Here is a 25585-nt window from a genome sequence, read left to right on the forward strand (position 1 = left end):
CTTAGAGCCAAGGATTTGATTCAATCAAATCCTGAACGGCTCTAAAGCACCGGCGCCTTGCCCTTGACCACCATGGGCAGCCCCGCCACCACGAAATAGACGTGCTCGCAAATCCCCGCCAATTCCTGATGCGCCGCCCCCGTGAGATCCCGGAACGTCCGCGCCAGCGCATTGTCGGGCACGATCCCCAGCCCCACCTCGTTGGACACCAGAATCACCTGAGTGTCGGTAATGTTTTCAAGCACTTCGACCAGCAGATCGACCTCTTCGGCCACATCGCGCTCCATGCTCAAAAGATTGGTGATCCACAACGTCAGGCAATCGACCAGAATCACATCATGGGCCTGCGCCGCCGCAAACAACGCCTGCGGCAACTCCAGCGGCTCCTCGATGGTGGCAAACCGCCCCTCGCGGGCCCGCTGGTGCGCCGAAACCCGCTCGATCATTTCATCGTCCAGCGCCTCGGCAGTGGCCAGATAGGCGGGCGAGGTGCTGGATCGCAGGGCGATCCGCTCGGCCAGCGCCGTCTTGCCCGAACGCGTTCCGCCCAGAACCAGGATGTGATCAGCCAAATTTATGCCCTCCGCAGTCTGTGTCCTGCCAAAATGGCCGTGCCCGTTCAGCTCTTCAACCAGCCTGATCGCTCCATCGGGCCGATTTACGATTTGACCTCATAATACTTTCGTCCTATGCGCAAGCGCAGTATGGTCCGCCGCGAAAACGGGGAGCTGATCCGATCGTGCCCAAATACTTCCTCGGCGTTGATGGCGGCGGCACCAATTGCCGCATCCGCCTCGCCGATGCCAATCTTCAAACGCTCGCCGAAGCCCGCGGCGGCCGCTCCAATCTCCAGCTCGAAGGTGGCGATCCGGCCTATGCGTCCATTCAGGAAGGCACGAGGCAGGTGTTTGCCCTGGCCGGGCTCGATTATGGGGAAACCGCCAACACCGAGGCGTGCTTTGGCATGGCCGGCGCGCGGCTGCCTTCGGCACGCGAGGCTTTCGCTTTGCGCCCATGGCCCTTCGCCCATGTCACCGTCTATGACGATATCGATATCGCCCGCGCCGGCGCCCATGAGGGCGAGGACGGTGCTGTCATCATCGTGGGCACCGGTTCGGCCGGCATGGCGCTGGTCAATGGTGAGCGCTTTCAGGTCGGCGGCTGGGGCTTTCACATCGGCGATCAGATGTCGGGCGCCATTCTGGGCCGCGAACTCGTCCGTTATGCCGTCGAGGCCACCGACGGGCTCGTCGATACCTCGCCTTTGACCGATGCCGTCATCGCCCAGCTTGGTGGCGATCTCAACGCCGTCATGGCCTGGAGCTTCGATAGCCGCCAGCCGGCCGATTACGGTGCGCTGATGCCGCTTTTCATCGAATATTTCGAAAAAGGCGATCCCGTCGCCGCCGAGCTGATGGAAATCGAGCTTGGCTATATCGATCGCTATGTGTCTTACTTCAAATCCTGTGGTGCAGACAGACTCGCCATTGTCGGGGGCTTTGGCCAAAGGCTCATGCCTTTGCTTCAAATCCGCTACGGCGATTACGTTTCCTTGCCCCGCGCAGAACCGCTGCATGGAGCGGTGATCCTGGCCCGCCAGAACGCCGCTCGCTAATTTGTTAATGACGGAGGCTCGTCCTTGTCCGCACGCATTATTCCGGTCCAGCCATTCGATTATGTGGTGTTCGGCGCTACGGGTGATCTGACCCGGCGCAAACTGATCCCGGCGCTTTATCATCGCTTTGCCGATGGTCAGTTCGATGAGCGCTCGCGCATTATCGGCGTATCGCGTTCGGCGCTGTCTGACGCAGATTTCCAGAAATTCGCCCGCGACGCGGTCACTGAATTTGTCGATAAGGTCGATCAGCACAAGGATGTGATCGCCCGGTTCATCTCGTGCTTTTCCTATATCGCCAACGATGTGACCGACAAGGACGGCTGGGCCGATCTCGAAAAGGCCCTGCGCGCCGATCCCGAGATCGAACGCGCCTTTTATCTCGCCGTGGCCCCCTCGCTGTTCGGACCCATCTGCGATTATCTCGACAACAAGGGCTATTGGCGCCGCGATGCCCGCGTCGTTGTCGAAAAGCCCTTGGGGCACGACCTCGAATCCTCGATGGAAATCAACGACGCGATCTCCGAGGTCTTCGCCGAAGATCAGGTTTACCGCATCGATCACTATCTCGGTAAGGAAACCGTCCAGAACCTGCTGGCCCTACGCTTCGGCAACATCCTGTTCGAGCCCATCTGGGACGCCGCCCATATCGACCACGTCCAGATCACCGTGGCCGAGGATGTCGGCGCCGGCACGCGTGGTTATTATGACGATTCCGGCGCCCTGCGGGATATGGTCCAGAACCATATGATGCAGCTTTTGTGCCTCGTCGCCATGGAGCCCCCGGCGTCCGACGATGCCAACGCCCTGCGCGACGAAAAGCTCAAGGTTCTGCGGTCGCTAAAGCCCATCACCGGCGACAATGTCTCCAAATGCACCGTACGCGGGCAATACAAGGGCGGCGCGGTCAATGGCGGTTCGGTCACCTCCTATCAGGACGAATTGCCCGAGGACAAGAAGGGCTCGAAAACAGAGACCTTCGTGGCGATCAAGGCCGAGGTCGAAAACTGGCGCTGGTCCGGCGTGCCCTTTTATCTGCGCACCGGCAAGCGCCTGCCCTCGCGGGTTTCGGAAATCGTCATCCAGTTCCGCGCCATCCCCCATTCGATCTTCGATCACGCCGAAGGTGCCCCCAAGCCCAATAAGCTCGTCCTGCGCCTGCAGCCCGACGAGGGTGTAAAACTGTTCCTGATGATCAAGGATCCCGGTCCCGGCGGCATGCGCCTGCGCGAAGTGCCGCTCAACCTTTCCTTTGCCGAAACCTTCTCCGAACGCACCCCCGAAGCCTATGAACGGCTTTTGATGGACGTCATCCGTGGCAACCAGACCCTGTTCATGCGCCGCGACGAGCTTGAGGCCGCATGGCGCTGGATCGATCCGATCCGTCAGGCCTGGGACAATGCGTCAGATGCCCCCCAGACCTATACTGCGGGAACATGGGGGCCGACTGCCTCAGTTGCGCTCATCGAACGCGATGGACGCACCTGGCACGAAGGCGACGCCTGAACCAGTCTGGAGAATACAATGACCATCGAGCGCAACGTCTTTTCGACAAAGGATCGGCTGGCCGAGGCCCTTGCCGACGCTGTGGCCCAAAATTTGAACGCGGGACTCGATCAGCGCGGAGTGGCATCGCTTGCGGTCTCGGGCGGCTCGACGCCAAGGCGCTTTTTCCAGGTGCTCGGTGCGCGCGACGATCTCGACTGGGAAAATATAGCGGTAACCCTTGTCGACGAGCGCTGGGTGGACGAAAATTCGGAACGGTCGAATGCGCGGCTGGTAAAGGAAAATCTTCTGGCCGGTCCCGCCTCCGTCGCTGCCTTTGTGCCGCTTTACGCTGGCACGCCCGAGCCCGACGCGGCGGGCATCGCAAAGTCCAACGCCGCTCTCGATTGCCTGCCCATGCCCTTTGATGCGGTGATCCTTGGCATGGGCAATGACGGGCACACCGCCTCGTTCTTTCCCGGCGGCGACACGCTTCAGGGCGCGCTCAATGCCGAGGGTCCGCTCATCGCCATCAATGCCCCCGGCGCTGGCGAACCGCGCGTCACCTTCACACTGCCGCGCCTTCTCGACACGCGCGCCCTCTATCTTCACATCGAAGGCGATGAAAAGGCCCAGGTGCTCGACAAGGCGCTCCAGACCGGTCCGGTCGAATCCATGCCGGTGCGCGCCGTCCTTTCACAAAACCATATTCCCGTTTCCCTCTTCTGGTGTCCCTGAGGCCAAACCAGACCCAGGGTCACCTCCTTCATCCTCGCTAAGGAGGCGACCATGACCGTAAAGACCACAATCAAGGACGTGACCGACGCCATAACGCGGCGCTCGGAAGCGTCGCGCCGCACCTATCTCGATCGGCTCGACAAGGCGCGCGCCCAAGGCGTTTATCGCTCAGCGCTTTCCTGCGGCAATCTTGCTCACGGCTTTGCCGCCTGCGGTCCCTCCGACAAGGCGCAACTGGCCGGCGATCAGGCCCTCAATCTGGGCATCATCACCGCCTATAACGACATGCTCTCGGCCCACCAGCCCTACGAAACCTATCCCGCCATCATCCGCGAAGCAGCGCGCGAGGCTGGTGGTGTCGCCCAGGTCGCGGGCGGCGTGCCCGCCATGTGCGATGGTGTGACCCAGGGTCAGCTCGGCATGGATCTCTCGCTGTTTTCGCGCGATGTGATTGCAATGGCCGCTGCTGTCGGCCTGTCCCACAATATGTTCGACGCTGCGGTTTTTCTCGGCATCTGCGACAAGATCGTCCCCGGCCTCGTGATTTCGGCCCTCACCTTCGGGCACCTGCCTGCCATTTTTATCCCCGCCGGCCCCATGACCACCGGCTTGCCCAACGATGAAAAGGCCCGCGTCCGCCAACTCTATATGGAAGGCAAGGTCGGCCGCGACGAACTGCTCGAGGCCGAATCCAGATCCTATCATGGCCCGGGCACCTGCACCTTTTACGGCACCGCCAATTCCAACCAGATGCTCATGGAAATCATGGGCCTGCACCTGCCCGGCGCCAGCTTTGTCAATCCCGGCACGCCTCTGCGGGACGCGCTGACCAAAGCCGCAACCAAACGCGCGCTGGCCATCACCGCGCAGGGCAATCAATATACTCCCGCCGGTCACGTCATTGACGAAAAATCCATAGTCAACGGCCTGGTCGGCCTGCTCGCCACGGGCGGCTCGACCAATCACACAATGCACCTTGTCGCCATGGCCAACGCGGCGGGTTTGAAAATCACCTGGGAAGACATGTCCGTCCTCTCCGACGTCGTCCCGCTTCTGGCGCGCGTCTATCCCAACGGTCTGGCCGACGTGAACCATTTCCACGCGGCCGGCGGCATGGGGTTCCTCATCCGCGAACTGCGCGACGCGGGCTATCTCCATGACGATGTGACCACCGTCTGGGGCAAGGGGCTCGACGCCTACACCAAAGAGCCGCGCTACATCGAAGAAGAGCTGACCTTTGAGCCGGCGCCTGCCCAGAGCGGCAACCCCAAGGTGCTGACCGTGGCCAGCGAGCCCTTCGCCAAGTCCGGCGGGTTGAAACTGCTCTCGGGCAATCTGGGCAAATCGGTCATCAAGATCTCCGCCGTCAAGGCCGAAAACCGCCTCGTCCAGGCGCCGGCGCGGGTCTTTCACTCCCAGCAGGGCCTGCAGGACGCCTTCAAGGCCGGCGAATTGACCTCCGATTTTATCGCCGTCATCCGCTTCCAGGGTCCCAGGGCCATCGGCATGCCCGAACTGCACAAGCTCACCCCGGCGCTCGGCATCCTCCAGGATCGGGGCATCAAGGTTGCGCTGGTCACCGACGGACGCATGTCGGGCGCCTCGGGCAAGGTGCCCGCCGCCATCCACATGACCCCCGAAGCCGCCGATGGCGGGCCCATTGCCAAGGTCAGGGATGGCGACCTGCTGCGCCTCGACGCCGAAATGGGAACGCTTGAATTTCTCGGCGACGCAGAAGAATTTGCATCCCGCCCGGTCGCAACCGAGGATTTGACCGATCAGCATTACGGCATGGGCCGCGAATTGTTCGCCGGGTTCCGGCAACTCGTGGGCGCTGCCGATCGCGGCGCGAGCGTTTTCGCCTGATGGCGCAACACGACTTTACGCTGCTCGCGGTCCCTGTCTTTTCGCCGCTGTGCAATCTCGGCTTTGCCCTGCGCCGGGAGGTGTTTGTCATCGAGCAGTGCGTGCCCGAGGAACTCGAACACGATGCCGACGACATGACGGCCACCCACATTGTGGGCATCATGGAGGGCAGCGTCGTTGCCGTAGCCCGCATCCTGTTCAAGCCCGAGCATGCCAAGATCGGCCGCGTAGCGATCGCGGCGTCCCATCGCGGAAAAGGGCTCGGCGCCCGGCTCATCGCGTTCGCGGTGCAGGTGGCGGGCGAAAACGGTCAGCCGCGCTGCTATCTCGAAAGCCAGTCCGACAAGACGGGCTTTTACGCCCGCCTCGGGTTCGTCGCCTTTGGGGACCAGTTCATGGACGCAGGCATTCCTCATCTCGGGATGAAGAACTACTGAACGACCGGGGAGGGTGTTTCCCTCTCCGGACTGTCTTAGCTTGCCCCGACGCTGTGCTCTGGGGCTGCGGTGACAAGCTGGGAGGCCGGCATCTGGACCAGAGCCAGATAGCGCTCGAACTGGACCAGAACGTCCGCGATAAGCTGCTCGCGCGTCATCCCCATCACATCATAGCCTTTCGAACCATCCGAGAAATAGGTCCTTGCCTCGTGGCGCACTTCGGGGCGGCTGGCTTCAAAGGCCGTAAATACCGCCAGACGCTGTTCGGCGCTCTGCAAGCCATAAACGAAGTTGCGTACAGCTTCGGACGGTGCCACCAGCGCGATGGTCCCGGCGGCCTCGTCCTCCTCCAGATGCGCCTCCCAACCGCGTTTTGCCAATTCGTCCCGCACTTGTTCGAGTGCTGCCTTGGCCTCGCCGCAGATGAAGGCCGTAACCTCCTTGAGCGTCGGCGCCTTGAGCATCAGAGCCAGCCTCCTCTGCCAGGTCAGGCCTGAGGCTGGGTGGGCAGGTCCGGAATGGGGTGAGGCCGCTTGCGCGTCCTGTTGGGCAAGGTCGGCCCGCATGCCGACATAAAGGGACCACACCAGTGCCAGCATCACGAATGTGAAGGGCAGGGCGCTTGCGATGGTCGCCGATTGCAGCGCACCGAGTCCACCTGCCAGCAACAGCCCGGCCGCCACAACGCCCTCCATGACGCACCAGAAGATGCGCTGCGCGGTCGAGGTTTCCGTTTCCCCGCCAGCCGCGATTGTGTCCACCACCAGCGAACCCGAATCCGAGGAGGTAATGAAAAATACCGCAACGAGAATGACCGCCAGCGTCGAGGTGACTGCGGGGAGCGGCAGATAGGTGAAGAACTGGAACAGTCCCACCGCCACGTCGTTGGCGACCGCCACACCCAGTTCTCCGGCTGCCACGCCCGTGTCCACAAACATCGCAGTGTTGCCGAAAACCGTCATCCAGAAAAAGGTGAAGCCGGCCGGGATGAACAGCACCGCGACAATGAATTCGCGCACCGTACGCCCGCGCGAAATGCGCGCGATGAACATGCCCACGAACGGAGACCACGAAATCCACCAGGCCCAGTAGAACAGCGTCCAGCTATCGATCCAGGGCGTGGGTTCATAGGCATAGATGTTGAAGGTCCGCAACAGCAGCGTATCGAGATAGAGCCCGATATTTTGGACAAAATCCCTGAGGAGATCCGCTGTCGGTCCCACGACCAGAACGAACACCATCAACAGAACGGCCACGATCAGATTGGTTTCTGAAAGGATCCGCACGCCTTTGTCGAGTCCCGTGACCACCGAGACGGTTGCCAGCGTCGTGATGATCGCGATCAGCGGTACCTGCACCTGCGGCCCGATCGGCAGACCGATCAGATAGTTGAGCCCGGCATTGATCTGATTGACCCCAAGCCCCAGCGAGGTGGCAATTCCAAACATGGTGCCCACAATGGCAAATATGTCGACCGCGTGCCCGATCGGTCCGTTGATCCGGCCCTTGAGCAGCGGGTAGAGCCCGGACCGTATGGTCAGGGGCAGATTGTAGCGATAGCCGAAATAGGCCAGCGACAGCCCCACCACGGCATAGATCGCCCAGGCGTGGATGCCCCAGTGAAAAAAGGTTACCGCCATCGATTCGCGCATCGCCGCGACGCTGCCCGGCTCAGCGGTCGGCGGGGCATAAAAATGGGTCATCGGTTCGCCGACGGCATAAAACATCAGCCCGATCCCCATACCGGCCGCAAACAGCATCGCTATCCAGGAGAGATATTTGAAGTCCGGCGTCGCATCGTCGGGCCCCAGCTTGAGCGATCCGAAGCGCCCCAGCGAGAACAGCAGCACCGACGCCAGAAAAATGCCCACCGACAGCAGGTACAGCCAGCCGAAATTGCCAAGAATACCGGCCTGCAAAGCCGAAAAGATATTTGCTGCCTGATCGGGCATTACAACCCCGATCAAAAGGAAGACGGCAATAACGACAATGGCGCCGAAAAAGACCGGTGGATTGATGACGAAACCCGAAAACATGAACCCCACTCATTTCTTGTTCAGGCCGCCGGACAACATCAGCCTGAGGCGATTAAATTGAGCAAAGTCTATCAGTGCGTGGCGGTGTTACAACCGCCTGTGGAAAACAACGCGGTTTCCCTCATGGCTTCCGCGACGCCGTCTCCTTGAGCAGCAGGTCCTTGGCCTGGTTGATCTTGGCGGCCAGAAACGCCGAGCCGCCCGTATCGGGATGAACCTTTTTCATCAGTTTGCGATGTGCCGCTTTGATCGCCGCGGCACCGGCGCCCGGTTCCAGCCCCAGCACCTCATAGGCTTCCTCCAGCCCGCTTACGCCGGGCGCCGTGTGGGAAGCCTCGGCTTCCTCATCGCCGGTTTCCATGCCGAACTCACTCGCGAAATAGTCGCGCCACCCGGCGCGATTGGCATCGAGCCAGCTTTTGAAAAGCGCCAGCGAGTCCGGATCATCACCCACTTCGTCATAGAACGCCCAGCATTCTTCTGCCGAAAGGTCAGCCAATGCGCGCCCGGCAAAATGCCCCGCTCGCACGGTGCCGTAAACCGAGCCCGTTTCGTGCTCGAGCTTCATGTCGAGATAGGCTGAAGAAACGCTCGAAACATTATTGGGGCTCGACATGCCGGCCCCGAAATCGATCGGGCCCAGCCGTCCCCGCATCAGGACGCCCAGCCCGCCCGCCGCCATGAAACTGGCCAAAAGCATCTGCCCACGCAGGCCAAGCAACGCCGCACCGGCGACGAGTCCGCCACCCACGACCCAGCGCAGCGCGCGCACCAATTGCCGGATCTCGCCCCGCACAAAGAGCGAATAGAGATAAAGGGCGATCAGCGCCACCGCGCCGGCAAGGACGAACCAGATCATGAAAGCTGTTCGAGCAGCAGCTTTGCCGTCCCGCCCTGCTGGAGCTTGAGCGCGGCTCGCCCGCCACTGGCACAGGCGGGCTGCCGCACCGGCGTTGAACCGTGCATAGGCACCCTTGGTCAGCCGCGCGAACTCCTTGAACGCGGTCTGCGCCATCGGGTCGTGCCCTTCCTGAAACAGGAATATCGGGCAGCCAAGCAGCCCCAGCTCTCCCGCCTTCTGGGCCAGTTTGTCGATATCTTCTTCCATGGCATCGCCGACATAGACGACAGCATTTATCTTTTTCTTGTTGTGCTCGTTTCGGGCGTGGGCCAGCACCTTGGAGATCTGCGTATGGCCACCCCGGCAGTCTATGCCCGTCATCAGTTCTGCCAGCCCCCGTGCATCGGAAACCCAGCGCGAGGCCCGGCATTCCCCAAAGCCACGGAAATAGATGAGTTGAACGTCAAGGCCGCCCGTCTTGGCTACCGTTTCAAACATTTCCCCCTGCAACTGGCACGCCAGGTCCCACGTCGGCTGGCGGCTCATTGTGGCGTCCATGGCAAACAACAGGCGGCCGCGTTCATCCGCGTTCGTCGTCTTCGCAGCGCTCATGGCGCCCACCTTGGCAACGAAATCGGCGACCTCCGCATGCGATGCGCGATCTGCGGTCGGAGGGGTGTTGGAAGCTTTTGTCGGGGTCTTTTCGGCCACGTCCTCTCCTTTCTCCCTGAATATGGGCCGCTCCGCCGCGCCCTGCAAGGCCGGGCAGACCCCGCTGCTTGTGTTCGGTTCAATTTTCCGGCAAAAGTGAAATTCGACGCTTTTATTGCCGGGCCTCACCACCGAATATGCCAATATCGTCAAAGGGCTTCGCCCGGTCCAGCCTTGCGCTCATTATCGTCGGCCTGCTCGCATTGATCGGCATTGTCGGTACCACGATCTGGCTGGTCGAGCGCAACCGGGCCCATTTCGACGAAGTAACCGAAGCCCGCGCGGCACGCACAGCCGCCGTTGATCTGCGCAATCTGCTCCAGAGCGCCCAGTCGAGCCAGCGCGGCTACCTGCTTACCCTCGATGATCGCTACCTCGAGCCCTATCGTGAGGTCGTCGATCGCATCGTCCCCGCCTACGAACTGCTCGACCAACTGCTCTTGCCCTACCCCGAAGCGGAGCAACCCATGGCGCAGATGGGTACCGATATCGAAACCAAATTGGCCGAGATGGACAGGACGCTCGATCTGGCCCGGCAGGGCGATCTTCAGTCGGCCCTGGGTTTGGTGCGCACTGACCAGGGTGAAATCACCATGGAGCGCATGCGCACGCTCCTCGACGCCATCGTCTTTGCTGCCGACGAGAGGACCTTCAATGGCGTCATGGAACAGCGCGGCGCGGTTGGGGCGCTCCGCATCATTGCCATCATCGGCGCGCTGGTCATCATTGCTGTCGTCGGAGGCGCCGCGTGGCTGGTGTTGCGCTACACCCGAGAGATCGATACCGCGCGCGCCGAGGTCGAAACCCTTAACCGTGATCTCGAGGCCAGGGTCGGCGAGCGCACCCGCGATCTGATGCGCGCCAATGAGGAGGTTCAGCGCTTCGCCTATATCGTCACCCATGATTTGCGTGCACCTCTGGTCAACATCATGGGCTTTACCTCCGAACTCGAAGCGTCTCTGGGTCCCATCAATGCCCTTCTCGAAAGTCATCCGGACAATCCCGACGATCCCATCCTCGTCGAAGCACGCCAGACAGCGGCTGACGATCTGCCAGAGGCCATCGGGTTCATCCGTTCCTCGACCAAAAAGATGGATGGCCTGATCAACGCCATTCTCAAGATTTCCCGCGAGGGCCGGAGGGAGCTCAGGGCCGAGCGCATCGATCTCGAAGCGCTCGTTGAGTCTACGGTATCGGCTGTTCGCCATCAGGTTGCGCAAACCGATGGCGATGTCGTGGTAAAAGTTTCAACGCCACCGGTGTTTTCCGACCGGCTGGCGCTCGAACAGATTTTGGGCAACCTTCTCGACAATGCCATAAAGTACAGGCATCCAGAGCGCCCCATCGCCATCACCATCGAGGGCCGGCAGGAACGCGACGGCCGCATCGTGATCGATGTTGTCGACAACGGCCGCGGAATTTCAGCCGAAGACCATGACCGCGTGTTTGAACTGTTCCGGCGATCCGGCAATCAGAATGTCCCCGGAGAGGGTATCGGGCTCGCCCATGTGCGGATAATGGCCCGCAACCTTGGCGGTGATATCCAATTGCAATCCAATCCCGATCATGGGACCACATTTACAGTGACCGTGGCGCCCGATCTGCGCGCTATAGCCAAAAGCAAGGACTGACAATGACCGACGCCAAACCTGTCACCATCCTTATGATAGAGGACGACGATGGTCACGCCCGTCTGATCGAAAAGAACATCCGCCGCGCCGGTGTGAACAACGAGATCATCCCATTCGTGAACGGCACCGATGCCCTCGCCTACCTGTTCGGACAGGATGGCAGCGGCACGGTAAGCACCCACCGTCATTACCTGATCCTTCTCGACCTCAACCTGCCTGACATGACGGGGGTTTCCATCCTCGAAAAGGTCAAGGCGAACCCCCATACACGGCGCACGCCGGTCGTCGTGCTGACCACCACCGACGATGAGCGCGAGATTCAGCGTTGCTACGATCTGGGGGCCAATGTCTATATCACCAAGCCGGTCGATTACGATGGCTTTGCCAACGCCATCCGCCAGTTGGGCATGTTCTTTTCGGTCATGCAGGTTCCGGAGACCGCCTAGCCCACATGCCGAACAGACCTGCCAAGATTCTCTATGTCGATGACGACCCTGCTCTCGGGCGGCTGGTCCAGAAAGTTCTGGGCCGGTTGGGGCGCGAGATTATCCATGTCACCTGCTCCGAAAAGGGGTTCGAACGGCTCGGCGAGGGCGATATCGATGTTCTGGTGCTCGATCACTATCTGGCCGATGGTACCGGGCTGGGGATGCTGGAACAGGTTGCGGCAAGCGATGAAGCGCCGCCGGTTGTCTATGTCACCGGCTCGACAGAGGCGGCAATTGCCGTTGCCGCGCTAAAGGCGGGCGCGGCCGACTATGTTCTCAAGACGGTCGGCGAGGACTTCATCGAGCTTTTGAGCAATGCGATCGAACAGGCCATAACCACCTCGCGCCTGCGCAAGGCGCGCGAGCAGGCCGAGCGCGAGCTGCGCGCCGCCAAGGAACGTGCCGAACTGGCCCTTGCCGAGGTCAATCACCGTGTCGCCAATTCGCTGGCGCTGGTCGCGGCTCTGGTCAGACTGCAGGCTTCCGCCGTTGCCGACCCAGCGGCGAAAGAGGCCCTCGCCGAGACCCAGGGGCGCATCTCGGCCATCGCCGGCATCCACAAGCGCCTCTACACCACCGACGACGTGCGGTTCGTCGAAATCGACGCCTATCTGGGCAATCTGGCCAGCGAAATCCAGATATCCATGAGCCTCGACGGGGCCGCCGCAGACATCAAATTGGTGGCCGAGCCCATTCGCATTCCCACCGATAAGGCGGTTTCGGTTGGCGTTATTGTCAACGAGCTGGTCACCAATGCGGCCAAATATGCCTATCGCGACCGTGAGGTCGGCGAAATTCGCGTCAGGGCAAGCCAGATCGAACCGGGCACATGTGAGATCGTGGTGGAGGATGACGGGGTGGGCTGGACGGGTGAAGGCAAGATTCACGGGACCGGTGTCGGGTCTCGTGTCATTGCCGCTACGGCGACCGGGCTCGGCGCAACGCTGGCCTATGACGAGGTGCCTCAGGGCACCCGGGCTCGCCTGCAGATCGAGATATGATGCCCAGCCAGCGCTAGCGCGCTTCCAGGATAAGTGGGCACCACTTATCCGGTTCGGAAGCGCGCCAAAACAAGGACTTAGAGCGTGTCCAGCAAAAGTGGGAACGGTTTTGCGGTTCGGACACGCGACAAAACAAAAGGTTAGAGCCAAGGATTTGATTCAATCAAATCCTGAACGGCTCTAAGAGCGTCGTCGGGGCAATGGGCCCGCACGTTCGGTTCAATCGCCTTTTTCCATTTCTGCGACATAGTTCGCGAACTGCTCAATCTGCTCGCGCGCGCCGCTTTCCATGCCCGAGGCGGCGACGGCGTCGCGGCTGGCGAAATCGTCGAAATGGGACGTGCCGGTATAGCGGGTTATCTCGCCAAGGTCCTCGAACCTCTGGGTCTCGCGTCCCTCATTGCCTTCAGTCGATCCGAACGGGCCTTCAAATCCGAACGTGTTCACATAGCTCTCGGGCGCATCGATCTCGATGAACCGGCCAAAAAAGGTCACCTGGCCCGCATCCCGCACATCCTGCACATAGCGCCAGCTTCCGCCGGGCCTGAAATCATGTTCCAGGATCTCGACGGGTCCGATGGATCTCGGTCCCCACCACCGCGCGACGTGCTCGCGTTCGGTATAGGCCTTCCAGACCAGCGCACGGGGCGCCTTGAATGTCCGGGTGAACGTGATGATCGGCTTGTCGTCCGGGAGGTCGATGACTGTGTCGTTCATTAAATTGATCCTCGATTATTGTTTGGAACTGGGGTCGCCGCGCTGAAGCTCGGCGAGATAGGCTTCGAACTGGTCGAGATTGTCGTCCCAGAATTTCCGATAGGCATCGAGCCACCCCTGCAAATCCTTGAGCGGGCTGGCCACCAGCGTGCAGTAGCTGAACTGGGCATCCTTCTTGCGCCCGATCAGTCCCGCGCTTTCGAGTACCTTGATGTGCTTGGAAACCGCAGCAAGGCTCATCTCATGCGGCGCGGCCAACTCCCCGACGCTGGCTTCACCCAGTGAGAGCCGGGCCAGGATGGCGCGGCGTGTGGGATCGGCAAGGGCGCCAAAAACCTGGCTAAGCGGATCGGTGGCTGGCATGTATTCAACCATTTAGTTGTAAACTAATTAGTTGAATAATAGCGAAGCCGGAATATGTCAAGCGCTCGGTTGCAGGGCACTCGAGTGCTGGACCGTTATGAAAAGATCAGAAGCCGCCGCCGGTCTTGAATCCGCCGCCCTTGAACCCGCCCCCGGTTTTGAAACCGCCGCCGCCGAAACCGCCGCCACGAGGCCGCGAGAACCCGCCCCAATTGCCGCCCGAAGGCGGCCGTGGCGAAAAGCCTCCCGGCGGCAGGGAAAACCCGCCTTTCGACCGGGACGACCGCGGCCGTGACGTTGGCACGATCGGACCCGAAGTGCCGGTCCAGTCCTGGGAATCACGCCATTGCCCCCAATAGGCCGCTGCGGTCATCCCGCCTTTGAGGAATTCGGTGAGAAGATCGCCGACCAGTTTCTCGTTTCCGAACCGGGAGCGCGGATCGTCGTAACGCGATTTCTTGAACTCGAACTCGATATCCTCAAGTTCGCGTCTGCGCGCTTCGAGCACCTTGAGCCGGGCGCGTTCATCGTCAAGCTCGAGTTGTTCTTCGACAATGCGCCGCCGCGTTTCCTCAAGTCGCACCACAATGGCGTCATCTTCTTGAGTACGCGTCGCCTGCGCCTCGGCCAGAAGTTTCTCGATACCGGTGCCGCTGATCGCCTCGGCAAGCATGTCCACGGCCTTGGCAAATGCCGGATCGCCGCCGTCGGCAATCTGCTTTTGTTTTTTCGTCAGGTCTTCGCGTGCATCCTCGATGGCCAGCAACTCCGTGTCGATGGCCGCCACTCGCGTCTGCGCGTTCTCCAGATTGCTGCGTGCCTTTCCTCCGCCCGCGGCGTCGAGCGCAGCGCTTTGGCGGGCGGCGACTTTGTCGTCCAGCGCATCGACATCGGACGCCAACCTTTCGGCATGCTCGCGCAGCCGGTCGGGTATGGCGATCAGCATGGCATAGTTGGGACGAGCATTGGCAAAGCCGACAAGCCGGGCCACCCAATCGTCGAGCATGCGCGTTATGTTACCGGCCTTGTAGGCGCCTGTTCCGTATCCACGCTCCCAAAGATAAGAAAACAGCGGGTCGTCGCGATAGGGCTTACCCTTTTCCTCACGGTCGGTCTCGGCCATATCGGCCTTGCGGTCGGCTTCGGTGGCGACCTTCTCGGTCTCGGCGCGCTCGGCAATTAGCGCGCCATAGGCCGCATCATTTTCCAGCGCTGCCCTGACGGGCTCACCCAGCGCATCGATTTCGGCCTGCCATGTCTGAATATTTTCCAGCAGTTCCTGACGCTCGGCGGTGAGCTTTGCCAGGTCGGCTTCCTTGTCGTCCAAAGCCTTTTCCATGTCCGCCATGGCGGCAGCATGACCCTTGAGCATCTCGCGCGCCGAGGTCTCCGCCCGGCCGAGCGTTCCGGCCAATTCGCTCTGAACCTCGGGTGAAAGCCGAACGGCTGCCAGCGCCCGCAATTGCCCCAGTTCGGTCTCGCGCAATTTTCCCACGCGCTCATTGGCCCGCGCGATGCGCTTGGTGATCTCGTCTTCCTCACGTCTTATGTCGCGCAACGCGTCGTCGAGCGCTCGCATGGCCTGAGGTCCGCTTACACTCATTGGTGCCTCACCATTGGGTAATCGCCCCATCCAGAACCGGCATGGCGTAGTCGGTATCAAGGAAACCGTATTGCTTGATGCCCAGGATATTGCGTTGGATGATCCCGTCATCCTGGCGATCGGCACGTACCGCCTCATAGGTGACTTCAGGCACCCTGATGGCCCAGGTCGAAACCTCCTCGGTCTGCCCGGTCTCCTCATTGGTGATCGGCAGCGCCACCAGTTCCTCGTCGAGACCGATGGCCTCGACGACCAGGTAATAATTGGTCGCCGCCGTGTTGTTCTCGGGGAAGCGCCAGATGCCCGTCGATTCCCCGGGCCGGTTGACGATGCGGATCGAATATTCTGCGAGCAGGGTGGAATGGATGGTTTCGAGCTGCTCGATAGCCGCCAGCGCGCCCTCGCGGTCGCCACGCTCGGCCGCCGCCTTGCCGCGCTCCACCCAGGGTTCGGCAACTTCGAGCGCTGACTGCACCTTGGTCTCGTTGAAGATCTGCTGGTAGATTTCGTCCATCCGGGCAGGCAGGCCTTCAGCCAGTTCAAATTGCGCCGCCGCTTTCATGCCGGCCTGATAGGGCCGGTAAACAAGGAAATACCCGCCCAGCACCACCGCCAGCAGCGCCACCCCGATCAGCACCGGCCGTCCCCAGCGTTGCCGGTTCACATAGACCCTGGCCAGCCGGGTGGAAAAATTGTCGGGCGGTGGCGTATAGGTGAACCGGCTCTCGGCCAGCGCCTTTACGCCTTCCTTGAGGATATGGTCGGGAACCTCGATCCCCTGGTCGCGATAGATCCTGCGCAGGCGCTCGATCAACTCGGCTTCACGGGACGAGGCGCCCAGCTCGCGCGCGACGAGATTGTCCTCATGGCGCAGCGTATCCACCACGTCCATGGCCAGCATCACGTCGTCCAGAGGCGCCTTGCCGGTCTGACCCCCTATTGCCCCACCGCTTGCCATAATTGGGTTATCGTGTCCTAGCTGGCCGAAATGAGGGCGTTGCCTTCGGCGGCGAGGGTCGCCAGCCGCTTCTTGCCATCTTCTACGGCATCGCGGATTTCGGCCGAGTTCTTGGTGGCCTGATCGCGCATCTCTGCGATGATTGTAATGCTCTTTTCCTGGTAGCTGACCACGCTGTCGACGAGCTTCTTGACCGCATCGGCGCGGATTGTCGGACCGTACCCGGCCCTCAGCGCCTCTTCCTGCACCTTGCCGCCGATCTCCGAGAGCGTTTCCAGACTCTGGCTCATGCCCTCTTTCATGGCATTGAGCGTCTCGGTGGATTCGTGGAGCCCGAACAGGCCGGTAAATGATGCCGAAAGTGCCGTCAGTACCGTTTCATTGGTCGAAAAGAACGAGATCGACTGCTGATAGACGCGTTCCTTGGCGTTGGTCGTCTGCATCAGCCGCGCCATGATGACCTCAGAGGTCGAATAGGAAATCGTCAGATTGTCCGAAAGATCCTTGGCGATCTGGTAGCGGCGCTCTTCGTTCTGCAGGTCACGCACCCGCTCGTCCCGTGCCATTTCCAACCGTGCGCGGTCGGCGGGTGTTCCCTCGGTAAAGGCGTTGAGCGCGTCCGTCGCTGCCTTGAGGTCCGCCTTGCGTTGCTCGAGTTGTGCGCTGGCGATCTCGAGCACTTCGAGCGCCATCACCTCGGCCTGTTTGAGCGCGCCGCGGAAGTCGCGATAGGCCTCGAGAATCGTGTGCTCGCGGTCGATCTGGTCCTTGGTGTCTTTCGAGACGTCGAGATAAGTGTCGCGGATCTTGTCGAACCGCGCCGCGATGTCGCCGCGCGACACCTTCATCCAGACATTCGAGGCTCGTTCGAAAATGTCGATCTTGCCGTCCTCGAGCTGGTCGACCATGCCCTTGGCGTCGTCGCGAATCGAGTTGAACGATTTTGTGATGTCCTCATAGCGCTCGCCCACATTCATGGCGGCGACCTGGGTGCGCACAACCTCGTTAAAGGCACTCGCCTGGGTCAGGACGCGCCCAATCAGGATCACCTTGGTGTCGTCGAGATGGGTGATTTCGGCGAGCAGGCCCGTGATCGGTGCCTCGCCGGGCTCGCCCTCGGGCCACAGCCCGAGGTCCTTGATCGCCGCTACGGCCTTGTCCAGATACTGGAGCGGCTTGTCCATAAGCTGAGGAGCTTCGGTTTGGGTAATCTCGGTGCTCATTGCCCACGTCCCTGTTGCAACTTTGCCAGATGTGGTGACATGATTCCGCCTGCCAAGGGATAAGACAATTGTGCATGCACTATGGGTGGCTGTTTTCTCGGCTATTGGTGCCAAAAAGCCGCATAGAGCGGATTTGAGTTAAATAAAGGACACAAGCTTGGATTTCGGTGGACGTTACAGGGTCGATGCAAACCGGCTCGCAGTCTGGAATGCGCTCAATGACACCGAAGTGCTAAGGGCCTGCATACCCGGCTGCAAGTCCATCCACTGGGTGTCCGATACCGGGCTCGAACTGGAAATTGCCGTGAACCTGGGGGTCGCGCGCCCGACCTTCAAAGGTGATTTGCTTCTCTCTGACATCGATCCGGCCATCAGCTACACGCTGACCGGGCAGGGCAGGGGTGGTCTGTTGGGCAAAGCCCAGGCTTCGGCCGATATCCGTTTGATCGATCTTGATACCGCAACGCTTCTGAGTTTTTCGGCCACTGGAGGGGCATCGGGTCAGATCATGAAGCTGGGCAAGGCCATCGTCGGCAATTCGGCCCAGAAGATCATCGATGGTTTTTTTGAGCGCTTCGGCAACGCCATGGGCGCCAAGATCGTCCCCCTCGACCCGCAAGGGTAGCGCTTGCTTGCGCGCGAGATCGCCGCGATTTACCGCAATCCCAAAATTTTTTGCCCAAATGGTCAAAAAACCGAAATTCTCTATTGCGTCCGCTTTGTTTGCGCGATTGTATCTGAACCCATCGCGCGTGGAAATGCACCGGCCGTCGCCGGGCCCCTTTCTGCAGCCCGTGAATAGGGAGCATCAATCATGTCCAATAAAACAAAGACTGGCATCGCCGCCCTGGCCGGCGTCGCCCTGACCACCCTTCTGGCCGGTACGGCCCTTGCCGATCCCGCGCTCGTTTATGACGGCGGCGGCAAGTTCGACGCCTCGTTCAACGAGGCAGCCTATAATGGCGCCGAACTGTTCAAGACGGAAACCGGCCAGGATTATCAGGACCTCGAAATCACGGGCGATGCCCAGCGCGAACAGGCGATCCGCCAGTTTGCAGCGCGCGGCAACAACCCCATCGTTCTGCCGGGCTTTAGCTGGGAAACTGCGTTGCGCGCCGTCGCCCCCGATTTTCCCGACACATCGTTCCTCATCATCGACACCGTCGTTGATGACATCGAAAACGTGCGCTCTGTGGTCTTCAAGGAGCATGAAGGTTCCTACCTCGTCGGCGCGCTGGCTGCCATGGCCACCGAATCGGGCACTATTGGCTTCATTCCCGCCTTCGACTTCTCGCTGCTCCAGGCCTTCGGCTGCGGCTACAAGCAGGGCGCGGCTTATGTGAACCCCGACATTGAAGTCATCGAAACTGCCATCGGCACCGGCTTTGACGCTTTCAACAACCCCGGCGGTGGCACCGAAGTTGCCCGCAGCCAGATCGATCGTGGCGCGGACGTCATCTATCACGCAGCCGGCGGCGCCGGTGTGGGTGTGCTTCAGGCCGCGGCCGACGCCGGCGTTCTCGGCATCGGTGTGGACTCAAACCAGAACCATCTCCACCCCGGGCAGGTTCTGACCTCCATGCTCAAGCGCGTGGACGTTGCGGTCTATAACGCCTTCGAAGATTTCGCCAATGACGAATGGACGAACGACGTCCAGGTTCTCGGTCTTGCCGAAGATGGCGTCGGGGCAGCCTTCGACGATAACAACGCCGACCTCATCACCGATGAGATGCGCGCAACGGTCGATGACATCACCGCCAAGATCATCTCCGGTGAGATCGTCGTTCATGACTATCGCGAAGACGAGTCCTGCCCGGTCTGATAATCCCCCTCTAAGGGAAGGGTCCGAAAATGGACACGCACACCGAAAACGTTCAGCGACCGGCCCCGGCCGCTGAAACCTCTCTGGCGATCGAACTGAAAAAGATCAACAAGAGCTTCGGACCGGTTCACGCCAACAGGGATATCGACCTGGCGGTCACGCGCGGCACGGTACACGGCATCGTGGGCGAAAACGGCGCGGGGAAATCGACCTTGATGTCGATTCTCTATGGCTTTTATCATGCCGACAGCGGCGAGATCGTGGTCAATGGTCGCCCGGTCATCATCCACAATTCCTCCGATGCCCTGGCTCTCGGCATTGGCATGGTTCACCAGCACTTCATGCTGGTCGACAATTTCACGGTCATAGAAAACGTCATCCTGGGCGCCGAGGACTCGGCGCTGCTGCGTCCCAGCGTCGAAAAGGCGCGCCGCGAGTTGCAGCGCCTGGCCGACGATTACGGGCTTAATGTTCCCGTCGATGCGCTGGTCCAGGACCTTTCGGTCGGACAGCAGCAACGGGTGGAAATTCTCAAGGCGCTCTATCGTGGCGCCGATATACTCATCCTCGACGAGCCGACCGGCGTGCTCACCCCTGCCGAAGCCGATCACCTGTTCAAGGTGCTCAAGACGCTGCGCGACGAGGGCAAGACCATTATACTGATCACCCACAAGCTGCGCGAGATCATGGCCATCACCGATACGGTCTCGGTCATGCGTCAGGGCCAGATGGTGGAATCGCTGGTGACATCGGAAACCAACCCCGAGCAACTGGCCGAGCTTATGGTGGGCCGCCGCGTTCTGTTGCGTGTCCACAAGGAAGAGGCTCGACCCGGGGATGTGCTGCTCGATGTCAACGACCTTGTCGTGACCGACGATGCCGGCACCGAGCGCCTCAAGGGCGTGTCGCTTAAAGTGCGGGCCGGCGAAATCCTCGGCGTGGCCGGCGTCGCAGGCAACGGGCAATCCGAATTGCTTGAGTGCCTCGCGGGCATGCGCGCGGCGAGATCGGGAACCATTTCCGTCAACGGCCATGATGTCACCGCTGTCAACGAAGACAGCGCCGCAATGCTGCGCCGCAACGGTCTGGCCCATGTGCCTGAAGACCGCATCCGCATGGGGCTGGTCACTAATTTTTTCGAGTGGGAAAACGCCATTCTCGGCTACCACGAAAATTACGGCAACGGCCTGATGCTCGATGTCAAGGCGGCCCGCGCCGAGGCGCAGCGCCATATCGAGAAATTCGACATCCGCCCCGCCAATGCCGATCTCAAGACCGCCAATTTCTCCGGCGGCAATCAGCAAAAGATTGTCCTGGCCCGTGAGATGGAGCGCGACCCCGACGTTCTGATCGTCGGCCAGCCGACCCGCGGCGTCGATATCGGCGCCATCGAGTTTATCCATAACCAGATCATCAAGATGCGCGATGCGGGCAAGGCCATCCTGCTGGTCTCCGTCGAACTCGATGAAATCCGCTCGCTGTCCGACCGCATCGTCGTCCTGTTCGATGGCCAGATCGTCGGCGAAGCCGACCCGGCCACCGCCGACGAGGGCGCGCTGGGCCTGCTTATGGCCGGGGTCAGGGCCGGCGAGAAAGCCAACTCCACCGAGTCGAGCCAATGAGTGCGTCCATGCCCTTGCCCCGCTGGGTCGATATCATCCTTCTGCCGGTACTCAACGTCACTTTGGCCTTCATCATTGGTGGCATCGTCGTCCTGATCGTCGGCGAAAACCCCATCGAAGCCGTGCGCATCATGCTCTATGGCGCTTTCGGTTATGGCTACGGCTTCGGCTTCACGCTTTATTACACCACCAATTTCATCTTTGCCGGTCTTGCCGTCGCGGTCGCTTTCCATGGCGGGCTGTTCAATATTGGCGGCGAGGGGCAGGCCTATGTCGGCGGGCTCGGCGCCATTCTGGTTGCGTTGGCCGTCGGCGGTCTGCATTGGGCGTTTGCTCTGCCGCTCATCATGATCGCCTCGGCGTTTTTCGCCGGTGCATGGGCCTTTATTCCCGGCTATCTGCAGGCCAAGCGCGGCAGCCACGTGGTTATCACCACCATCATGATGAACTTCATCGCCACCTCGATGATGAGCTACATCATCTCGCGCATTCTAAAGCCCGAAAACATCAATTCCGACGAGAGCGCCCGCATTGCCGACGTGACCCGGGTTCCGTTCCTGTCCGAATGGATACCGCTGCTGCGCAACACGCCGGTCAACATCTCGTTCATTCTCGCCATTCTGGCCCTTGTCGGCGTTTATGTCCTGATCTGGCACACCAAATTCGGCTACGCGCTGCGCACAATGGGCCATAACGGTACCGCCGCGCGCTATGCCGGCATGTCCAATGCCAAGCTCATTATGGCCACCATGGCCATTTCCGGCGCGCTGGTCGGAATGGTCGCCGTCAATGACACCGCCGGGGCCCATGGCCGCCTGATCCTGGGCTATGTCGCGGGCACCGGCTTTGTCGGTATCGCCGTGGCCTTCATGGGCAAGGCTCACCCCATCGGTGTGGGACTCTCCGCCCTGCTGTTCGGCGTGCTCTATCAGGGCGGCCAGGAGCTGGCCTTTACAATGCCCGCCATCACGCGCGAGATGATCGTCACCATCCAGGCGCTCGTGATCCTGTTTACCGGCGCCATGAGCAACATGCTCCGCCGCCCGGTCGAATTTGCCTTTCTCGCCGCACGGCACCGACAAGAGCCCGACCCGGTGGCTCAAGAGAAGGGGGCATAGGCGATGGAAGACATCATCTCCATTCTCATCACCACCGTCCGCGTTTCGACCCCGCTGATCCTTGCCTGCCTCGCCGGCCTTTATTCCGAGCGCGCCGGCATCGTCGATATCGGGCTGGAGGGCAAGCTGCTCGGCTCGGCCTTCGGCGCCGCCGTCGTAGCCTCGGTCACCGGCAATGTCTGGCTTGGCCTGCTCGCCGGCATCGGCGTGTCGCTGATGTTTTCGGCTGTACACGGCCTCGCCTCGATCAATTTCCGCGGCAACCAGATCATTTCCGGCGTGGCGCTGAATTTCCTCGCCTCGGGCCTGACGGTTTTTCTCGGCGCCGCATGGTTCGGCCGCGGCGGCAACACGCCCGCCCTGTCCGGCGGTGCGCGCTTTTACGGTATTGAACTGCCGTTCGCGGGCGAACTGGCTGGCGTCCCCATCCTCGGCCCCATCTATTCGGGGCTGTTATCGGGCCATACAATCCTCACCTACCTCGCCTTTCTGGCCGTCCCTCTCACCGCATGGGTACTCTGGCGCACCCGCTTCGGCCTGCGCCTGCGCGCTGTAGGCGAAAACCCCAAGGCGCTCGACACCGCCGGCATGTCGGTGACAGTTCTGCGTTACAAGGCACTTGCGATAACCGCCGTCCTGGTCGGCATGGGCGGCGCTTATCTCTCGACCGCTCAGGCCGCGAGCTTTTCGCGTGAAATGAGCTCGGGCCGCGGCTATATCGCGCTTGCCGCGCTGATCTTTGCCAAATGGAAGCCTTATCCCGCGCTCGGCGCCTGCCTGTTGTTCGGCTTTCTCGAAGCCATGCAGTACCGTCTGCAGGGCGTCGATCTCCCCCTGATCGGCCCTGTGCCCACACAGGCCATGCAGGCGCTGCCCTATATCCTGACCATCCTGCTGCTCGCCGGCTTTGTCGGACGCGCCATCGCGCCCAAGGCTTCGGGCCAGCCCTACGTCAAGGAGAGGTGATGGCAACGCTCTCCCCCGAGGACAAAGCTCTTTTCACCGCCGCAGAAACCGTCCGCGCCCGCGCCTACGCGCCCTATTCGGGCTTCCATGTCGGCGCAGCGATCCTGGCCGATGACGGAAAGATCTATTCGGGCTGCAATGTCGAAAACGCCGCCTACCCCGTGGGCAATTGCGCCGAACCCTCGGCCATTGCCGCCATGCTGGCCGGCGGCGGCAAGCGCATCGAAAAGATCTTCGTGACGGGCCCCGGCACAACCCCCGTTACCCCCTGCGGCGGCGGCCGCCCCCGGTCATCTGCCTCGGGGTCGAAGGAGAACCGCTCCATACGACGCTGGGTGAACTCCTGCCGCACTCTTTCGGCCCGGAGTTTCTGGGCCGCTAGCTCTGGGCATCGGATGGGGAGGTCCACCGGAGCAAATGCGAAAACCATAAGGCACTGACAATGGCCAAGGCACTAAAGACCATCCGCAATCTGGCGGGCGATACCCCCATCGATGCCGCGCTGATCCTGGGCTCGGGCCTTTCGGACATCGGCGACCTGCTGACCGACAAGGTTACGATCCCCTTCGCCGATCTCAAGGGCTTTCCCCAGGGCGGCGTTTCCGGCCATGGCAAGGACCTGCTCATTGGCCAGATGGGCAGCAAGCGCCTCGCCATCCTCACCGGTCGCCAGCATTATTACGAGCACGGCGACCCCGCCGCCATGCGCCCGGCGCTTCAAACCCTTGCCGAGCTGGGCGCCAAAACCCTCCTGCTCACCAATTCCGCCGGCTCGCTCGATCGCGACGTTCCGCCCGGCAATCTGATGCTGATCGCCGACCACATCAATTACGCCGGCATCAATCCGCTGATTGGCGAGGAAACCGACGCCCGCTTCGTCAACATGGTCGATGCCTACGACCCCGAGTTGCGCGCCACGACCCACGCGGCGGCCGCCCGCCTCGAAATCGCGCTCAAGGAGGGCATCTATATGTGGTATTCTGGCCCCAGTTTCGAAACGCCGGCCGAAATCCGCATGGCCCAGACACTCGGCGCCAACGCGGTGGGCATGTCCACGGTCCCCGAAGTGATCCTGGCGCGGTTCATGGGCCTGAAAGTCTGGGCCTGTTCCTCGATCACCAATATGGGCGCCGGCATGGCCCAGGAGGTCATCTCGCACACCCAGACCAAGGACGTGGCGAAATACGGGGCCGAGAAATTGAAGCGCCTCATCCCGGCGCTGATGGAGGAGATATGAGTCTCAAGATCGTCGACAGCCAAAGCCACGCCACCAGCCACAAGCGTAATCCGGGCTTCCCGCTCGATCTCGATTGGGTCGAGCGCGTGCGCATGAACCGCTCGGCGCTCGAACGCCGCGCCGGAACCATCGGCGCCCGCCGCTCCGTCAAGAAGGACCACCAGCTCGCCTGGCTTTTGAAAGCCGTCTCACTGATGGATCTGACGACGCTCAATTCCGACGACACGCCGGGCCGGGTAGAACGTCTGTGCGCCAAGGCCCGAAACCCCATCCGCGCCGATCTCATCGAAGCCATGGGCGTCAAGAAGCTCGGCATCACCCCGGCCGCCGTCTGCGTGTACCACAATTTCGTTGCAACCGCCGTCAAGGCACTCGAGGGCACCAACATCCCGGTCGCCGCGGTTTCCACGGCATTCCCGCACGGCCTCACGCCGCTTAAAATCCGCCTCGCGGAAATCGAGGCCTCGGTCGAGGACGGAGCGCGCGAAATCGATATCGTCATAGAGCGCGGCATGGTGCTGAGCGGTGATTGGCAGGGGCTTTACGATCAGGTTCGCGCTATGCGCGCCGCCTGTGGCGAAGCCCACATCAAGACCATCCTGGGAACTGGCGAGTTGGCAACGCTGACCAATGTCGCCAAGGCTTCGCTGGTCTGCATGCTGGCCGGCGCCGATTTCATCAAAACCTCGACCGGTAAGGAAAAGACCAACGCGACCCTGCCCACCTCTCTGGCCATGGTCCGCATGATCCGCTGGTTCCATGAACAGACCGGCATTGAGATCGGCTACAAGCCGGCCGGCGGCATTTCAAAAGCCAAGGACGCGCTGACCTACATGGCGCTGATGCGCGAGGAACTGGGCCGCACCTGGCTCGAACCGCACCTGTTCCGCTTCGGCGCCTCCTCGCTTTTGACCGATATCGAACGCCAGATCGAACACGGCATCACCGGCCACTACGCCGCCGATTACCGCTTCGCGATGGCCTGAGCGCCATGGCTCCCTGCGCTTCACCCATCCCCGCTGTCACCCCCGGATTTATTCCCGGGGTCCAGTGTGCGTTTCTCCAGACACCGGCCCCTTGAGTGGTCCGGTCTGGGATAACACGCCG

24 protein-coding genes are annotated in these 25585 nt (G+C 61.3%); 16 read left to right on the forward strand and 8 right to left on the reverse strand.

The window, feature by feature from the left end; translation table 11 throughout:
* Positions 1-41: 41 nt before the first annotated feature.
* Positions 42-572, reverse strand: coding sequence for a bifunctional adenosylcobinamide kinase/adenosylcobinamide-phosphate guanylyltransferase (gene cobU, locus KKY_RS00005; protein WP_014129200.1), 531 nt, complete (start codon positions 570-572; stop codon positions 42-44).
* Positions 573-739: 167 nt separating this feature from the next.
* Between cobU and KKY_RS00010 the strand changes: the two genes are divergently transcribed.
* From KKY_RS00010 to KKY_RS00030, 5 genes are read left to right on the forward strand one after another with little or no spacing between them, the layout of a single operon-like run.
* A complete protein-coding gene (locus KKY_RS00010; RefSeq protein ID WP_014129201.1) occupies positions 740-1615 on the forward strand; it encodes a glucosamine kinase nucleotide-binding domain-containing protein in 876 nt (291 codons plus the stop codon).
* A gap of 24 nt (positions 1616-1639) precedes the next feature.
* Entirely contained in the window at positions 1640-3121 is a 1482-nt protein-coding gene (gene zwf / locus KKY_RS00015; RefSeq protein WP_014129202.1) for a glucose-6-phosphate dehydrogenase, read from the forward strand.
* A gap of 18 nt (positions 3122-3139) precedes the next feature.
* Entirely contained in the window at positions 3140-3838 is a 699-nt protein-coding gene (pgl, locus tag KKY_RS00020) for a 6-phosphogluconolactonase (protein WP_014129203.1), read from the forward strand.
* 51 nt (positions 3839-3889) lie between these two features.
* On the forward strand, positions 3890-5704 hold the full coding sequence (gene edd / locus KKY_RS00025; protein WP_014129204.1) for a phosphogluconate dehydratase: 1815 nt from the start codon (positions 3890-3892) through the stop codon (positions 5702-5704).
* Positions 5704-6141: a GNAT family N-acetyltransferase gene (locus tag KKY_RS00030; RefSeq protein ID WP_014129205.1), complete on the forward strand. Its 438-nt coding sequence runs from the start codon at positions 5704-5706 to the stop codon at positions 6139-6141. Before edd ends, KKY_RS00030 begins: the two co-directional genes overlap by 1 nt.
* Before the next feature lie 35 nt (positions 6142-6176).
* Here the strand turns inward: KKY_RS00030 and KKY_RS00035 are convergent, their stop codons facing one another.
* The gene (locus KKY_RS00035; protein WP_014129206.1) at positions 6177-8177 is read right to left on the reverse strand and encodes a BCCT family transporter; all 2001 of its coding nucleotides are present in this window, start codon (positions 8175-8177) and stop codon (positions 6177-6179) included.
* Positions 8178-8298: 121 nt separating this feature from the next.
* A complete protein-coding gene (locus KKY_RS20760; protein WP_014129207.1) occupies positions 8299-9729 on the reverse strand; it encodes a DnaJ domain-containing protein in 1431 nt (476 codons plus the stop codon).
* A gap of 137 nt (positions 9730-9866) precedes the next feature.
* Between KKY_RS20760 and KKY_RS00045 the strand changes: the two genes are divergently transcribed.
* The 3 genes from KKY_RS00045 to KKY_RS00055 are packed head-to-tail and all read left to right on the forward strand — an operon-like array spanning position 9867 to position 12849.
* A complete protein-coding gene (locus tag KKY_RS00045; protein ID WP_014129209.1) occupies positions 9867-11360 on the forward strand; it encodes a sensor histidine kinase in 1494 nt (497 codons plus the stop codon).
* A gap of 2 nt (positions 11361-11362) precedes the next feature.
* Positions 11363-11806, forward strand: coding sequence for a response regulator (locus KKY_RS00050; protein ID WP_014129210.1), 444 nt, complete (start codon positions 11363-11365; stop codon positions 11804-11806).
* A 5-nt stretch (positions 11807-11811) separates the two neighbouring features.
* Positions 11812-12849 carry a histidine kinase dimerization/phosphoacceptor domain -containing protein gene (locus KKY_RS00055; protein WP_014129211.1) on the forward strand — a complete coding sequence of 346 codons (1038 nt, stop codon included), beginning with the start codon at positions 11812-11814 and terminating at the stop codon, positions 12847-12849.
* 219 nt (positions 12850-13068) lie between these two features.
* On the opposite strand, the gene KKY_RS00060 is transcribed toward KKY_RS00055, so the two are convergent.
* From KKY_RS00060 to KKY_RS00080, 5 genes are all read right to left on the reverse strand, one after another.
* On the reverse strand, positions 13069-13566 hold the full coding sequence (locus tag KKY_RS00060; protein WP_014129212.1) for an SRPBCC domain-containing protein: 498 nt from the start codon (positions 13564-13566) through the stop codon (positions 13069-13071).
* A gap of 15 nt (positions 13567-13581) precedes the next feature.
* Positions 13582-13929, reverse strand: a complete 348-nt coding sequence (locus KKY_RS00065; protein ID WP_014129213.1) for an ArsR/SmtB family transcription factor — start codon at positions 13927-13929, stop codon at positions 13582-13584.
* A 106-nt stretch (positions 13930-14035) separates the two neighbouring features.
* On the reverse strand, positions 14036-15532 hold the full coding sequence (locus tag KKY_RS00070; protein WP_139305061.1) for a coiled-coil domain-containing protein: 1497 nt from the start codon (positions 15530-15532) through the stop codon (positions 14036-14038).
* 7 nt (positions 15533-15539) lie between these two features.
* A complete protein-coding gene (locus KKY_RS00075) occupies positions 15540-16490 on the reverse strand; it encodes a DUF6384 family protein (protein ID WP_014129215.1) in 951 nt (316 codons plus the stop codon).
* 17 nt (positions 16491-16507) lie between these two features.
* Positions 16508-17713 (reverse strand): hypothetical protein, encoded by a 1206-nt coding sequence (locus KKY_RS00080; protein ID WP_014129216.1) that lies wholly within the window; start codon positions 17711-17713, stop codon positions 16508-16510.
* A 157-nt stretch (positions 17714-17870) separates the two neighbouring features.
* Between KKY_RS00080 and KKY_RS00085 the strand changes: the two genes are divergently transcribed.
* The 8 genes from KKY_RS00085 (at position 17871) to deoC (ending at position 25464) form a co-directional block, all read left to right on the forward strand.
* Positions 17871-18338 carry an SRPBCC family protein gene (locus tag KKY_RS00085; protein ID WP_014129217.1) on the forward strand — a complete coding sequence of 156 codons (468 nt, stop codon included), beginning with the start codon at positions 17871-17873 and terminating at the stop codon, positions 18336-18338.
* A 189-nt stretch (positions 18339-18527) separates the two neighbouring features.
* Positions 18528-19535, forward strand: coding sequence for a BMP family lipoprotein (locus KKY_RS00090; RefSeq protein ID WP_014129218.1), 1008 nt, complete (start codon positions 18528-18530; stop codon positions 19533-19535).
* Positions 19536-19564: 29 nt separating this feature from the next.
* On the forward strand, positions 19565-21157 hold the full coding sequence (locus KKY_RS00095) for an ABC transporter ATP-binding protein (RefSeq protein WP_014129219.1): 1593 nt from the start codon (positions 19565-19567) through the stop codon (positions 21155-21157).
* Entirely contained in the window at positions 21154-22275 is a 1122-nt protein-coding gene (locus tag KKY_RS00100; RefSeq protein ID WP_041528483.1) for an ABC transporter permease, read from the forward strand. Before KKY_RS00095 ends, KKY_RS00100 begins: the two co-directional genes overlap by 4 nt.
* 3 nt (positions 22276-22278) lie before the next feature.
* The gene (locus KKY_RS00105; RefSeq protein ID WP_014129221.1) at positions 22279-23241 is read left to right on the forward strand and encodes an ABC transporter permease; all 963 of its coding nucleotides are present in this window, start codon (positions 22279-22281) and stop codon (positions 23239-23241) included.
* The gene (locus KKY_RS00110; RefSeq protein ID WP_014129222.1) at positions 23241-23681 is read left to right on the forward strand and encodes a cytidine deaminase; all 441 of its coding nucleotides are present in this window, start codon (positions 23241-23243) and stop codon (positions 23679-23681) included. The genes KKY_RS00105 and KKY_RS00110 overlap by 1 nt, the downstream gene beginning before the upstream one ends.
* A 2-nt stretch (positions 23682-23683) precedes the next feature.
* Positions 23684-24478: a purine-nucleoside phosphorylase gene (locus KKY_RS00115; RefSeq protein WP_014129223.1), complete on the forward strand. Its 795-nt coding sequence runs from the start codon at positions 23684-23686 to the stop codon at positions 24476-24478.
* The gene (deoC, locus tag KKY_RS00120) at positions 24475-25464 is read left to right on the forward strand and encodes a deoxyribose-phosphate aldolase (RefSeq protein ID WP_014129224.1); all 990 of its coding nucleotides are present in this window, start codon (positions 24475-24477) and stop codon (positions 25462-25464) included. The genes KKY_RS00115 and deoC overlap by 4 nt, the downstream gene beginning before the upstream one ends.
* Positions 25465-25585 lie beyond the last annotated feature (121 nt).

This window comes from Pelagibacterium halotolerans B2, assembly GCF_000230555.1.
Taxonomy (GTDB): domain Bacteria; phylum Pseudomonadota; class Alphaproteobacteria; order Rhizobiales; family Devosiaceae; genus Pelagibacterium; species Pelagibacterium halotolerans.